This is a genomic window from Streptomyces sp. NPDC041108, assembly GCF_055592645.1.
Genome location: NZ_JBVIYK010000004.1, coordinates 292,432 through 306,024, shown reverse-complemented (window position 1 = coordinate 306,024; position 13,593 = coordinate 292,432). Strand labels below are relative to the sequence as shown.

At 68.1% G+C, this 13,593-nt stretch carries 13 protein-coding genes; 11 read left to right on the top strand and 2 right to left on the bottom strand.

Features of this window, described 5'->3' with window-relative positions; translation table 11 throughout:
- The first annotated feature begins 47 nt into the window (after positions 1 to 47).
- Both ACZ6BB_RS14530 and ACZ6BB_RS14525 read left to right on the top strand, forming a co-directional pair.
- The gene (locus ACZ6BB_RS14530; RefSeq protein ID WP_037725588.1) at positions 48 to 950 is read left to right on the top strand and encodes a tRNA (adenine-N1)-methyltransferase; all 903 of its coding nucleotides are present in this window, start codon (positions 48 to 50) and stop codon (positions 948 to 950) included.
- Positions 951 to 1,200: 250 nt separating this feature from the next.
- Positions 1,201 to 1,776, top strand: a complete 576-nt coding sequence (locus ACZ6BB_RS14525) for a hypothetical protein (protein WP_471615542.1) — start codon at positions 1,201 to 1,203, stop codon at positions 1,774 to 1,776.
- A gap of 89 nt (positions 1,777 to 1,865) precedes the next feature.
- Here ACZ6BB_RS14525 and ACZ6BB_RS14520 read toward each other — a convergent pair whose 3' ends face one another.
- The gene (locus ACZ6BB_RS14520; RefSeq protein WP_013004868.1) at positions 1,866 to 2,171 is read right to left on the bottom strand and encodes a ferredoxin; all 306 of its coding nucleotides are present in this window, start codon (positions 2,169 to 2,171) and stop codon (positions 1,866 to 1,868) included.
- 246 nt (positions 2,172 to 2,417) lie between these two features.
- On the opposite strand from ACZ6BB_RS14520, the gene arc reads away from it, so the two are divergent.
- From arc to prcA, 6 genes are all read left to right on the top strand, one after another.
- Positions 2,418 to 4,184 (top strand): proteasome ATPase, encoded by a 1,767-nt coding sequence (gene arc / locus ACZ6BB_RS14515; RefSeq protein WP_059082021.1) that lies wholly within the window; start codon positions 2,418 to 2,420, stop codon positions 4,182 to 4,184.
- 234 nt (positions 4,185 to 4,418) lie between these two features.
- On the top strand, positions 4,419 to 5,930 hold the full coding sequence (dop, locus tag ACZ6BB_RS14510) for a depupylase/deamidase Dop (RefSeq protein ID WP_471615541.1): 1,512 nt from the start codon (positions 4,419 to 4,421) through the stop codon (positions 5,928 to 5,930).
- Positions 5,931 to 6,119: 189 nt separating this feature from the next.
- Entirely contained in the window at positions 6,120 to 6,335 is a 216-nt protein-coding gene (locus tag ACZ6BB_RS14505) for a ubiquitin-like protein Pup (protein WP_005485230.1), read from the top strand.
- A gap of 49 nt (positions 6,336 to 6,384) precedes the next feature.
- A complete protein-coding gene (locus ACZ6BB_RS14500; RefSeq protein ID WP_471615540.1) occupies positions 6,385 to 6,984 on the top strand; it encodes an endonuclease VII domain-containing protein in 600 nt (199 codons plus the stop codon).
- Entirely contained in the window at positions 6,936 to 7,781 is an 846-nt protein-coding gene (prcB, locus tag ACZ6BB_RS14495; RefSeq protein WP_471615539.1) for a proteasome subunit beta, read from the top strand. The genes ACZ6BB_RS14500 and prcB overlap by 49 nt, the downstream gene beginning before the upstream one ends.
- A 70-nt stretch (positions 7,782 to 7,851) precedes the next feature.
- On the top strand, positions 7,852 to 8,598 hold the full coding sequence (prcA, locus tag ACZ6BB_RS14490) for a proteasome subunit alpha (RefSeq protein ID WP_033531664.1): 747 nt from the start codon (positions 7,852 to 7,854) through the stop codon (positions 8,596 to 8,598).
- 104 nt (positions 8,599 to 8,702) lie between these two features.
- Here the strand turns inward: prcA and ACZ6BB_RS14485 are convergent, their stop codons facing one another.
- Entirely contained in the window at positions 8,703 to 9,725 is a 1,023-nt protein-coding gene (locus ACZ6BB_RS14485; protein WP_471615538.1) for a LacI family DNA-binding transcriptional regulator, read from the bottom strand.
- Between the two features lie 108 nt (positions 9,726 to 9,833).
- Between ACZ6BB_RS14485 and ACZ6BB_RS14480 the strand changes: the two genes are divergently transcribed.
- The 3 genes from ACZ6BB_RS14480 (at position 9,834) to ACZ6BB_RS14470 (ending at position 13,588) form a co-directional block, all read left to right on the top strand.
- Entirely contained in the window at positions 9,834 to 11,093 is a 1,260-nt protein-coding gene (locus ACZ6BB_RS14480) for an MFS transporter (RefSeq protein WP_471615537.1), read from the top strand.
- Positions 11,094 to 11,102: 9 nt separating this feature from the next.
- Entirely contained in the window at positions 11,103 to 12,464 is a 1,362-nt protein-coding gene (gene pafA / locus ACZ6BB_RS14475; protein WP_037701799.1) for a Pup--protein ligase, read from the top strand.
- A 131-nt stretch (positions 12,465 to 12,595) separates the two neighbouring features.
- Positions 12,596 to 13,588 carry an FKBP-type peptidyl-prolyl cis-trans isomerase gene (locus ACZ6BB_RS14470; protein ID WP_471615536.1) on the top strand — a complete coding sequence of 331 codons (993 nt, stop codon included), beginning with the start codon at positions 12,596 to 12,598 and terminating at the stop codon, positions 13,586 to 13,588.
- The last annotated feature ends 5 nt before the right edge of the window (positions 13,589 to 13,593 follow it).

The window sequence follows — 13,593 nt, the reverse complement described above, 5'->3', positions numbered from 1 at the left end:
GCCGACCGTGGTCGGCGGCCCCCGCAATCGCCGGTAGGGTGGGTCACATGTCCGAACCGACCGGTGCCGCCCGCCGTCGCGGGCCCTTCAAGGTCGGGGACCAGGTCCAGCTCACCGACCCCAAGGGACGCCACTACACGTTCACGCTCGAAGAGGGAAAGAACTTCCACACCCACAAGGGTTCCTTCCCGCACGACGAGCTGATCGGCGCTCCCGAGGGCAGTGTTGTCCGCACCACGGGGAACGTCGCCTACCTGGCGCTCCGCCCCCTGCTCCCCGACTACGTCCTGTCCATGCCCCGCGGCGCCGCCGTGGTCTACCCCAAGGACGCGGGGCAGATCCTCGCCTTCGCCGACATCTTCCCCGGCGCCCGCGTCGTCGAGGCCGGCGTCGGCTCCGGCTCGCTCAGCAGCTTCCTGCTGCGCGCCATCGGCGACCAGGGCATGCTGCACAGCTACGAGCGCCGCGAGGACTTCGCCGAGATCGCGCAGGCCAACGTGGAACGCTACTTCGGCGGCCCCCACCCCGCCTGGCAGCTCACCGTCGGCGACCTCCAGGACAACCTGAGCGACACCGAGGTCGACCGCGTCGTCCTCGACATGCTCGCCCCCTGGGAGTGCCTCGAAGCCGTCTCCAAGGCCCTCGTCCCCGGCGGCATCGTCTGCTGCTACGTGGCGACCACCACCCAGCTCGCCCGGACCGTCGAGTCCATCCGCGAGATCGGCTGCTTCAACGAGCCGAGCGCCTGGGAGTCGATGATCCGCAACTGGCACATCGAGGGCCTCGCCGTCCGCCCCGACCACCGCATGATCGGCCACACCGGCTTCCTGCTCACCGCCCGCCGCCTCGCCGACGGCGTCGAGCCGCCCATGCGCCGCCGCCGCCCCTCCAAGGGCGCCTACGGCGAGGACTACACCGGCCCCAACGCCGACGGCGGCTCCGGCCGCTGAACCCCCGGCCACCGGGGCGGGCGGCCCACGCCGTCCCCCCGGTGCCGCGGACGGCAGCCCGCCGCGGACAACACGCTCTCGGCGTGCCGGAGTTCCAGGAGGCGCCCGCGAACTCGGGCACGCCGCTCATCCGTTGACGCGCCACCGGAAAGCCGCGGGAACCACCCACCCCGCTGTTCCACCCCCACTGTGACGTGTGGCACCATGCGGGTCACCCCCACCGGCACAGCACCCCCAGGAGACGCTCCTAGTGCAGCAATCCGCCGTCCCGGAACTGGCACACGCACACACCCGCCCCATCCACTGGCTCGCCACGGCCACCGCCCTCGCCGGCGTCGTCGCCCTGTCGTCCGCCCTCCAGCCCGACGCGGCACGAGCGGCCCAGCCCGTCACGAAGGCGGACCCCGCCCCGGCCGTGGTGGCGGCCCCCGACCCCGCCGAGACGGACCTCCCCCTCGACTGCGGACCCGTCGGCATCATCGTGAAGAAGAAGGCCTCCGGAGACCTCGACGGGGACGGCCGCCCCGAAACCGTGGCCGTCGTGCACTGCGACGCCAGCATGGGCACCCCGCCGGACGGCGTCTACGTCCTCACCCGCTCCACCGACGCCGCCCGGCCCCGCGTCGTCGCCACCCTCGTGAACCCGAAGCGCCGCGAGACGGTGTCCGACCTCGCCGTCCGGGACGCCGCCGTCACCGCCACCCTGCACGGCTACTCGTCGGCCGACATACCCAACTGCTGCCCCGACGTCACCGACCCCGTCAAGTGGCAGTGGAGGAACGGGGCGTTCGTACGCTCGACGCCCGCCGGAGCACAAAGCGTCTGACACCGCCCACCTCGGGCGAACGGGAAGTGATCACCCGGCAAACCCGCTGTGAGAAAGCAGACACACGGCGACGCGGAGTGCCCGGCCGATCACTCCGCGTCGGGACCGAACACCTCTACGCTGTCCGAAACGCGACGTACATGGATGCACTCGCCCGGACACTCCTTCGCGGAGTCCACCACATCCGTGAGAAGCGGCAGCGGAACGGGCGTTGTCGCCCCCGGGGCCTGCAGCAACTCGTCACCCGAGCCCTTCACGTAGGCCAGTCCGTCGATGTCCAGCTCGAAGACCTCGGGCGCGTACTGCACACAGATACCGTCACCGGTGCAGAGATCCTGGTCGATCCAGACCTCCAGCGCCTCACCCTCGGCCACGGCCTCCTGCTGCACGGTCATCTCTCCAGTCCGTCTCGATCGCCGAGCCGCTCGGGAACGATGCAGGCTCTGACGGGTGTTGAACACTTCGACCCTACCCGGGGCGGCTTCCCAATCATGTTCGGTGGGTATTCCCCTGGCGTGAGGGAGAGCGCAAGGGTGAAGATCGGACCCACCCCGACCGTCTTTGTGATCTAGGGGTTTCAATCGACACCCACCCAGGTAGGGTCTGGAAGCGTCCAGCTCCCCTTGGAGGAGGTGAGGACCGTGGCAGCCCACGACGACGACATGAACCGCGGCATCCGCCCGGGACGAGGGTCCGACGACCCGTCCGGGCAGATTGCCTACCTTGAGCAGGAGATCGCCGTCCTGCGGCGCAAGCTCGCCGACTCTCCGCGACACACGAGGATTCTCGAAGAGCGGATCGTCGAGCTGCAGACCAATCTGGCCGGCGTGTCCGCGCAGAACGAGCGGCTCGCCAACACCCTCCGCGAGGCCCGCGACCAGATCGTGGCCCTCAAGGAAGAAGTCGACCGGCTCGCGCAGCCGCCGGCCGGCTTCGGTGTCTTCCTCGCGGCGAACGAGGACGGCACCGCCGACATCTTCACCGGAGGCCGAAAGCTCCGCGTGAACGTCAGCCCCAGCGTCGACCTGGAAGAGCTCCGGCGAGGCCAGGAAGTGATGCTGAACGAAGCTCTCAACGTGGTCGAGGCCATGGAGTACGAGAGCGTCGGCGACATCGTCACCCTCAAGGAGATCCTCGAGGACGGCGAGCGCGCACTGGTACAGGGGCACACCGACGAGGAACGGGTGGTGCGGCTCGCCGAGCCACTGCTGGACATCACCATCCGCCCCGGCGACGCCCTCCTGCTCGAACCCCGCTCCGGCTACGTCTACGAGGTCGTGCCCAAGAGCGAGGTCGAGGAACTCGTCCTCGAAGAGGTCCCCGACATCGGGTACGAGCAGATCGGTGGCCTCGGCAACCAGATCGAGATGATCCGCGACGCGGTCGAGCTCCCCTACCTCTACCCGGACCTGTTCAAGGAGCACGAACTGCGCCCGCCCAAGGGTGTCCTGCTCTACGGACCCCCCGGATGCGGAAAGACGCTCATCGCCAAGGCCGTCGCCAACTCCCTGGCCAAGAAGGTCGCCGAGGTCACCGGCCAGGCCCAGGGCAAGAGCTTCTTCCTCAACATCAAGGGCCCCGAGCTCCTCAACAAGTACGTCGGCGAGACCGAGCGACAGATCCGCCTCGTCTTCCAGCGTGCGAGGGAGAAGGCCAGCGAGGGCACCCCCGTCATCGTCTTCTTCGACGAGATGGAATCCCTCTTCCGCACCCGTGGCTCCGGCGTCAGCTCGGACGTGGAGAACACCATCGTCCCGCAGCTCCTCGCCGAGATCGACGGTGTGGAGGGCCTGCAGAACGTCGTGGTCATCGGCGCCTCCAACCGCGAGGACATGATCGACCCCGCCATCCTGCGCCCCGGCCGGCTCGACGTGAAGATCAAGATCGAGCGTCCGGACGCCGAAGCGGCCAAGGACATCTTCCAGAAGTACCTCACCGAACGCCTTCCGCTCCACACGGACGACCTCGGCGAACACGGCGGCTCCAAGGCCACCACCGTCCAGAGCATGATCCAGACGGCGGTGGAACACATGTACGCCGAATCCGAGGAGAACCGCTTCCTGGAAGTCACCTACGCCAACGGAGACAAGGAAGTCCTCTACTTCAAGGACTTCAACTCCGGCGCCATGATCGAGAACATCGTCGGCCGCGCCAAGAAAATGGCGATCAAGGACTTCCTCGACAAGAACCAGAAGGGCCTGCGCGTCTCCCACCTCCTCCAGGCATGCGTGGACGAGTTCAAGGAGAACGAGGACCTGCCCAACACCACCAACCCGGACGACTGGGCCCGAATCTCCGGCAAGAAGGGTGAACGGATCGTCTACATCCGTACGCTCATCACCGGAAAGCAGGGCGCTGACACCGGACGCTCCATCGACACGGTGGCGAACACCGGACAGTACCTGTAAAACACAGGGCGGCTGCGGGTGCCCTCAATGGGTACCCGCAGCCGAGTGTTTTCCAGGCACAGGCCGGAGCAAGGCAATGACGCAAATGATCTCCCCACCAGCGCTGAGCCGTTCTAGGCTCTTTCGTACCGCCGAGTCGCGCAGTGCGGGGACGGGCACCGCACACGCACCGGAGCGCCAGCGGTACTTGAGCGACGTCCCCGACCGAGGACGCCGCCGGGCAAGGAGGGCCGCATGACCGTACGGCGAGTAATGGGCATCGAGACGGAGTACGGGATCTCCGTCCCCGGCCACCCCAATGCCAATGCCATGCTCACCTCGTCCCAGATCGTCAACGCCTACGCAGCGGCGATGCACCGGGCCCGCCGGGCCCGCTGGGACTTCGAGGAGGAGAACCCGCTGCGGGACGCGCGAGGCTTCGACCTCGCCCGCGAGGCCGCCGACTCCAGCCAGCTCACCGACGAGGACATCGGCCTCGCCAATGTCATCCTCACCAACGGCGCGCGGCTCTACGTCGACCACGCCCACCCCGAATACAGCGCACCCGAGGTCACCAACCCCCTGGACGCCGTCCTGTGGGACAAAGCCGGCGAGCGCATCATGGCCGAAGCCGCCGAACGCGCCGCCCAGCTCCCCGGCGCCCAGCCGATCCACCTCTACAAGAACAACACCGACAACAAGGGCGCCTCCTACGGCACGCACGAGAACTACCTGATGAAGCGGGAAACCGCCTTCTCGGACATCGTGCGCCACCTCACCCCGTTCTTCGTCTCCCGCCAGGTCTTCGCCGGCGCCGGCCGCGTCGGCATCGGCCAGGACGGCCACGAACACGGCTTCCAGCTCAGCCAGCGCGCCGACTACTTCGAGGTCGAGGTCGGCCTGGAGACCACGCTGAAGCGCCCCATCATCAACACCCGCGACGAACCCCACGCGGACGCGGAGAAGTACCGCCGCCTCCACGTGATCATCGGCGACGCCAACCTCTCGGAGATCTCCACCTACCTGAAACTGGGCACCACGGCCCTGGTCCTCTCCATGATCGAAGACGGCTTCATCGCCGTCGACCTGGCCGTCGACCAGCCTGTTCGTACACTGCACCAGGTCTCCCACGACCCGAGCCTGCAACGCCTCATCACCCTGCGCAGCGGACGCACCCTGACCGCCGTACAGCTCCAGATGGAGTACTACGAGCTGTCGCGCAAATACGTGGAGGAGCGGTTCGGGGCGGACGCGGACGATCAGACCAAGGACGTCCTGAGCAGGTGGGAGGACACCCTCAACCGGCTCGAGAACGACCCGATGAGCCTCTCCGGGGAACTGGACTGGGTCGCCAAGCGAGAGCTGATGGAGGGCTACAGGCGCCGCGACAGCCTCGACTGGGACGCCGCCCGGCTGCACCTCGTCGACCTGCAGTACGCCGACGTGCGGGCCGAGAAGGGCCTCTACAACCGTCTCGCGGCCCGCGGCAAGATGAAGCGGCTCCTGACCGAGACGGACGTCGACCGGGCCCGTACCAAGCCGCCGGAGGACACCCGCGCGTACTTCCGCGGTCGCTGTCTGGAGCAGTACGCGGACGACGTCGCGGCGGCCTCCTGGGACTCGGTGATCTTCGACCTCCCCGGCCGGGACTCGCTCCAGCGCGTCCCAACCCTCGAACCGCTTCGCGGAACGCGAAATCACGTCAAGGAGCTCCTGGACCGCTGCCGCACGGCAGAAGACCTGGTCAGGGTGTTGTCCGGGCACTGAACCGGGCTTCAATCGTGATCAGCCGAGCAGGGTGGAAACACCGCCGTCCGGGAATCATCGAGGTGGCCCCCGGACGTTGAGGAAACGACGGGGCCAATGTCGGACCCGGCTTGTAGGGTCTGATCATCACCGATCGGCAGGAAAGCCGACCTGCCGACCATGTCGGGCAAACAGAGCGGGGTGAGGGTTATGGCGACCAAGGACACCGGCGGCGGCCAGCAGAAGGCCACCCGTTCCACCGAGGAGACCGAGGCGGCGCCGGAGGCGCAGGCCTCGGAGGACCTCAAGGAACGCCAGGAGAAGCTGAGCGACGACGTGGACTCGGTTCTCGACGAAATCGATGACGTACTCGAGGAAAATGCCGAGGATTTCGTGCGCTCCTTCGTGCAAAAGGGTGGCGAGTAAAGGGACAGGGTGGAGTTCACCTTCGGATTGAAGATTCGGGCGGCGGGGGATGGAAGAGTCCGGCAAGCGGTGTAGCGGGTGTGGGCGAGTGCTGCCCGTCACGGCGTTCGCGAAGGACAAGAACCGTAGCGATGGCCTCCAGGTGAGGTGCCGGGAGTGCGTGGCCGAGTACAGCGCCGCGCACTACCGGCGTCGCCGGGAGGCCATGGGGAAGCCCGTACGGGAACAGGTGGAGGTTTCCGCTGGGCACAAGCTCTGCCGGACATGCGGCGAGGTCAAGCCGCACAGCGAGTGGCATCGCAACGCAACCGCCTCCGACGGCCTGTCGACGCGTGGTAAGGCGTGCCGAGCTTTCCAGAGCCGGCAGGACCATCTGAAGCGCCAATACGGCATCACCGAAGCCGAACGTGACGAGTTGATCGCCTCTCAAGGAGGCGTCTGCTGCATATGTTTGGCGGCTTTGCCGGTGCATGTGGATCACTGCCACGAGACGGGTAGGGTCCGAGGCGTACTGTGCTTCAGCTGCAACGCGGCGCTGGGGCAGTTCAAGGATCGGCCCGACGTCATAAGGCGGGCTGCGACATACGTGGAAGGAAACGCGTGGAAGCCAACACTCGTAGCACCGGGCGTCTACCAGCTGCCTTCCTGACGCCTGGGTCGTCGTCCTTCATGGACTTCCTGTCGGACCACCAGCCGGAGCTGCTCCCCGGCAAGCGGCAGCTGCCGCCGACCCAGGGCGTCATCGAGGCCCCGCACGGAACGACGATCGTCGCCGTGACGTTCCCCGGCGGCGTGGTGCTCGCCGGTGACCGCCGGGCCACGATGGGGAACATGATCGCGCAGCGGGACATCGAGAAGGTGTTCCCGGCGGACGAGTACTCGGCGGTGGGTATCGCCGGCACGGCCGGTCTGGCCGTGGAGATGGTGAAGCTGTTCCAGCTGGAGCTGGAGCACTTCGAGAAGGTGGAAGGCGCCCAGCTCTCCCTGGAGGGCAAGGCGAACCGGCTGTCCACCATGATCCGTTCCAACCTCGGCATGGCCATGCAGGGTCTGGCCGTCGTCCCGCTCTTCGCCGGTTACGACGTGGACCGCGAGAAGGGGCGCATCTTCTCCTACGACGTGACGGGCGGCCGTTCCGAGGAGAGCGGTTACGCGGCCACCGGCTCCGGCTCGATCTTCGCGCGCGGTGCCATGAAGAAGCTCTTCCGTGCCGACCTCGCCGAGGACGAGGCCACGACCCTGGTGATCCAGGCCCTCTACGACGCGGCAGACGACGACTCGGCCACCGGTGGCCCCGATGTCGCCCGCCGGATCTACCCCATCGTCACCGTGATCACCGAGGACGGTTTCCGCCGTCTCACCGACGAGGAGTCCTCCGAGATCGCCCGTTCGATCCTGGAGCGGCGTCTGGAGCAGCCGGACGGTCCCCGGGCCGCGCTGCTCTAGCCGGTCCGGCCCGCGACGGCCCTCTTATCAAGGTGATCCAGTGACTTCGACAGAAAGGGACGGATAACCGGTGTCGACTCCGTTCTATGTCTCACCCCAGCAGGCGATGGCGGACCGGGCGGAGTACGCCCGCAAGGGCATCGCCCGGGGCCGCAGCCTGGTCGTGCTGCAGTATGCCGACGGCATCGTGTTCGTCGGCGAGAACCCGTCCCGCGCGCTGCACAAGTTCAGCGAGATCTACGACCGGATCGGCTTCGCGGCCGCCGGCAAGTACAACGAGTACGAGAACCTGCGGATCGGTGGTGTGCGCTACGCCGACCTTCGTGGGTACACCTACGACCGTGACGATGTGACCGCTCGTGGTCTGGCGAACGTCTACGCCCAGACCCTGGGCACGATCTTCTCCTCGGCGGCCGAGAAGCCGTACGAGGTGGAGCTGGTCGTGGCCGAGGTGGGGGAGACCCCTGAGGGTGATCAGATCTATCGGCTGCCGCATGACGGTTCGATCGTCGACGAGCACGGTTCGGTCGCGGTCGGTGGCAACGCCGAGCAGATCAGCAGCTATCTGGATCAGCGGCACCAGGACGGCATGTCCCTGGCGGAGGCGCTGAAGCTCGCCGTCCAGGCTCTGTCGCGTGACACCAACGGCACCGAGCGGGAGATCCCCGCCGAGCGTCTGGAGGTGGCGGTCCTGGACCGTACGCGACCGCAGCAGCGCAAGTTCAAGCGCATCGTCGGTCGTCAGCTCGCCCGTCTGCTGGAGGTGGGTGGCGCCACCACGGAGGCGGAGAGCTCCACGGAGGACGAGGACGAGTAGCCCTTGCGGCTCGTACAGCCCTGTCCGTAGTGCGCCCCGGCCGGTACAGGCCGGGGCGCGCGGCGTTCCGTGTCGTTCGCGGAGGCGCCCGACGGTGCCGTGTCTCAGGCTCTTGCCCGGGCCGTGGATCCCCGTACCACCAGCTGGACCGGGATGTCCCCCTCCGGCGGCGTGCGCCCGTCCAGGACGGCGAGCAGTGCTTCCATGCCCCGTTCCCCGAACAGCTCGGAGTCCAGTCGCACGGTGGTCAGCTCGGGGTCGAGTGCTGTGGCGAGGGCGAGGTCGTCGAGGCCGGTCACGGAGACGTCCTCGGGGATCCGCAGTCCCAGTCGCCGTACGGCCTTGTAGACCCCGGCCGCCAGCTTGTCGTCGTCGCACACCACCGCGGTGGGACGTCCGTCGGCGCCGCCGGTTTCGGTCAGGGCCGCTTCCGCCGCGGCCAGTGCCCCCTCGATGGAGATCGGAGCGGCGGCTGTCCGCAGGGATGTGCCCGGCACGGAACCCACCCGTGCGGCCAGCTCCCGCGCGCGGACGTGGAAGGTCCAGGAGGGGATGTCCGCGGCGAGGTGCAGGAAGTCGCGGTGTCCCAGGGCGAGCAGGTGTTCGGCGACCTGTCGGACGCCGTCGCGGATGTCGAGGTTGACCGTCGCGGCTCCGAGGCTGCCCTCGGGGTCGCTGTCGAGCATGACGAGGGGCAGTTGGTCGCCGCGGATGGCGGTGAGGGCGTCGGCGGCCATGGAGGAGGCGATCACGCCGTCGAGGGCGGCCTGGGCGGAGGCGAAGGGGTCGCGGGCGGGGCCGACGCCTTCGGGGGAGGGGTAGAGGACGACGCCGAAGCCGTGGCGGGCGGCGACGCGGGCGGCGCCGGTGTAGACGCCGGCGAAGAATTCGGTGGTCAGGGCGGGGACGACGAGCAGGACGGTGCGGGTGCGGCCGAGGCGGAGGTTGCGGGCGGCGAGGTTGGGGCGGTAGCCCAGGTCGCGTGCGGTGTCGCGGACGCGTTGGGCGGTGGCCTCGGAGACGCGGCCGCGCCATTTGTCGCCGAGGACGAGGGAGACGGCGGCCTGGGAGACGCCTGCGGCCTGGGCGACGTCACGGCTCGTGGGCCGTGTACTACCTCGTGCCACGGTCGGCGTGCTCCTTCGTATGGACTGGTGGACAGGGCACATGGTACGTATGACGGGAGACGTTATACGTAACACTTCGCTCGTCGAGCGCCCTTCGAGAGGCAGGACATGGCCGCCGGATATCTCGGGATCCTCAGGACGCGGCACGCCGCGCGGCTGCTCGCCGGAACGCTGGTGGGCCGGCTGCCGAACGCCACGGCCGCGATCGCGATCGTGCTCTTCGTGCGGGCGGAAGGCGGCAGCTACAGCCTCGCGGGCGCGCTGGCGGCCGTGTACGGCCTCGCCAACGCCGTGGGCCAGCCGCTGCTGGGACGGCTCGTGGATCTGCACGGCCAGCCGCGTGTGCAGCTCCCGGCGGCCGTCGTGTCGGCCCTGGCCATGTCCGCCTTCGCCCTGTCGGGGCTGGATCCCCTGCCGGTGGCGTATCTCGCCATGGCGGTCGCCGGGCTGTTCACGCCCCCGCTGGAGGGCGGGCTGCGGGCGCTGTGGTCCTCCGTGCTGCGCGGGGAGGAGCAGGTGCACACGGCGTACGCGATGGACGCGGTGGCGCAGGAGGTCATGTTCACGGTCGGGCCGCTGCTGGTGACCCTGTGCGTGGCGCTGTGGTCGGCGTCGGCGGCGCTCGTCGTGCTCAGTGTCGTGGGGGTGCTCGGCGCGCTGTGGGTGGTCGTGTCGCCGCCTTCGCGGGCCTGGCGTTCGGCTCCGCGTGAGGCCCACTGGCTGGGCGCGCTGCGTTCGCCGGGGCTGCTGGCGCTGCTCGGCGCGTTCTTCTTCGTCGGTATCGCGCTCGGTTCGATCACGGTGGCCGCCGTGTCGTACGCGGACGGTCACGGCGGGGACGCCGTCTACGGGTGGCTGATGGCGGGTGTGGGGCTGGGCGCCCTCGTGGGCGGGACGGTGTACGGCGCGCGGCGGTGGCGCGGGGCGCCGGAGCGGCGTCTGCAGGTGCTGGTGGCGCTTCTGGCGGTCTGTTATGTGCCGCTGACGCTGATGCCGGGCCCGGTGGGCATGACGGGGCTGACGGCGCTCGCGGGTGTGTTCCTGGCGCCGGCCATCGCTTGTGTGTTCGTTCTTGTCGACCGGCACGCGCCGCGTGGCACGGTGACGGAGGCGTTCTCGTGGATCGTGACGACGTTCACTGTGGGCCAGTCGGCCGGAACGGCGGTGGCGGGGCCGGTGGTCGAGTGGGGCGGGTCCCTGTGGGGATTCGTGGTGCCGGGCGCGGCAGGGGCGGTGTCGTTGCTGGTTCTGCTGGCCACCGGACGGGTTCTCGCTGTTCCCTCCGGGGGTGCGGTGGTTGCGGTCTCATCGGAAAATGATCCAAACCGTGCTGCCGAACCCCGTTTCAGCTCGGTGGATCGGGCGTAATGTTCAGTCATGGACCGCCGCATTTTCGGGCTGGAGAACGAGTACGGCGTCACGTGCACGTTCAGGGGACAGCGCCGTCTGTCTCCTGACGAGGTGGCGCGGTACCTCTTCCGCCGTGTCGTGTCATGGGGCCGCAGCAGCAATGTGTTTCTGCGGAACGGGGCCCGCCTCTATCTCGACGTGGGCTCACATCCGGAATACGCGACACCCGAATGTGACAACGTGACCGAACTCGTCACTCACGACAAGGCCGGCGAGCGCATTCTCGAAGGACTGCTGGTCGACGCCGAACGCCGCCTGCACGAGGAGGGAATCGCGGGCGACGTCTATCTCTTCAAGAACAACACGGACTCGGCGGGCAACTCGTACGGGTGCCATGAGAACTATCTGGTGGCCCGGCACGGGGAGTTCTCCCGGCTCGCCGACATCCTGATTCCGTTCCTCGTCACCCGGCAGCTGCTCTGCGGCGCGGGCAAGGTGCTGCAGACCCCGCGTGGTGCGGTGTACTGCGTGAGCCAGCGCGCGGAGCACATCTGGGAGGGTGTCAGCTCGGCGACCACCCGCTCCCGGCCGATCATCAACACCCGCGACGAGCCGCACGCGGACGCCGAGCGCTACCGCCGTCTCCACGTCATCGTGGGCGACTCGAACATGTCCGAGACGACCATGCTGCTGAAGGTCGGGGCCACCGACCTGGTGCTGCGCATGATCGAGGCGGGCACGGTCATGCGTGACCTCACCCTGGAGAACCCGATCCGGGCGATCCGCGAGGTCAGTCATGACCTGACCGGCCGCCGCAAGGTGCGGCTGGCCAGCGGCCGTGAGGCCTCCGCGCTGGAGGTGCAGCGCGAGTACTACGAGAAGGCCGTGGACTTCGTGGAGCGCCGCGGTATCCGTACGGGCACCGTCGAGCAGGTCCTGGAGCTGTGGGGCCGCACGCTGGACGCGATCGAGGCCGAGGACCTCGACCGGATCGGCACCGAGATCGACTGGGTGATGAAGTACAAGCTCATCGAGCGGTACCGGGCCAAGCACAACATGACCATGTCGCATCCGCGGGTCGCTCAGATAGACCTCGCGTATCACGACATCCACCGCCGTCGTGGCCTCTACTACCTGTTGGAGAGGAAAGGTCAGGCCACCCGTATCTGCAATGACTTGAAGATCTTCGAGGGCAAGTCGGTTCCGCCGCAGACGACTCGGGCGCGGCTGCGCGGTGACTTCATCCGGCGTGCGCAGGAACAGCGTCGGGATTTCACGGTCGACTGGGTGCATCTCAAGCTCAACGACCAGGCGCAACGGACGGTGTTGTGCAAGGACCCGTTCCGTTCGGTGGACGACCGGGTGGAGAAGCTGATCGCCGGAATGTGAGCCGGAATGTTCCGGCCCGGATTGTCGGAACGCAACGCGGGGCGCCGTACGTTTGCCGTACGGCGCCCTTCGCACGCCGTAGAGTTGCGCGCACGCCATCCGACAAGATCGACCGATACGAGGCCTTCATCGTGCGCCGACGCTCCCTCCTCATCGCTGTTCCCGCTGGACTGGTCACGCTCGCCGCCTGTGGTGACGGTGAGTCCGACTCGGCCAAGGCCAGCAGCAGTCCGTCCGCGTCGGCGAGTGGGGCGAAGCCGCCGAAGATCGTGGACGGTCCGCTGCCGGCGATCACGGGCGGGGTGAAGTTCGACGAGAAGCCGACCGTGGCCAAGGGCAGCGGTGAGCCGTCGAAGGACCTGGCGGTGAAGACGGTCATCGCGGGCAGCGGGAAGACGGTCGCCGAGGGCGACTACATCCAGGCGAACTACCTGGGGCAGATCTGGTCGACGGCGAAGGTCTTCGACAACTCCTACGACCGCAAGACGCCGCTGGTCATCCAGCTCTCCCCGCAGGGCATCATCGACGGCTGGCGGTACGCGCTGGCGGGCAAGAAGGCCGGCAGCCGGGTGCAGATGGCCGTGCCGCCGACCTGGGGCTACGGTCCGGACGGCAACGCGCAGGCGGGTATCAAGGGCACCGACACGCTGGTCTTCGTGGTGGACGTGCAGGACACCTTCAACGCCAAGAGTTCGGCGAAGGGCACGAAGGTCGCGCAGGACGACGCGAACCTGCCGAAGGTGGGCACCAACACCGACGGCAAGGCCCCCTCCATCGAGGTGCCGAAGGTCGACCCGCCGACGAAGCTGGTGGCGAACTACATCATCGAGGGAGACGGCCCCGAGGTCGGCGCCGACGACAGCCTCCTCGTGCAGTACAAGGGCGTGCTCTGGGACACCGGCAAGGAGTTCGATTCCTCGTACAGCCGTGGGGCGCTGAGCTCGTTCGGGCTGAAGCAGGTCGTCAAGGGCTGGTCACAGGGCATGACCGGCAAGAAGGTGGGCAGTCGCCTTCTCATCGTCATCCCGCCGAAGCTGGGTTACGGGGACACGCCGCCGAGCGGCAGCGACATCAAGAAGGACTCCGTGATGGTGTTCACCGTGGACATCCTCGCGAAGATGTGAGGCCC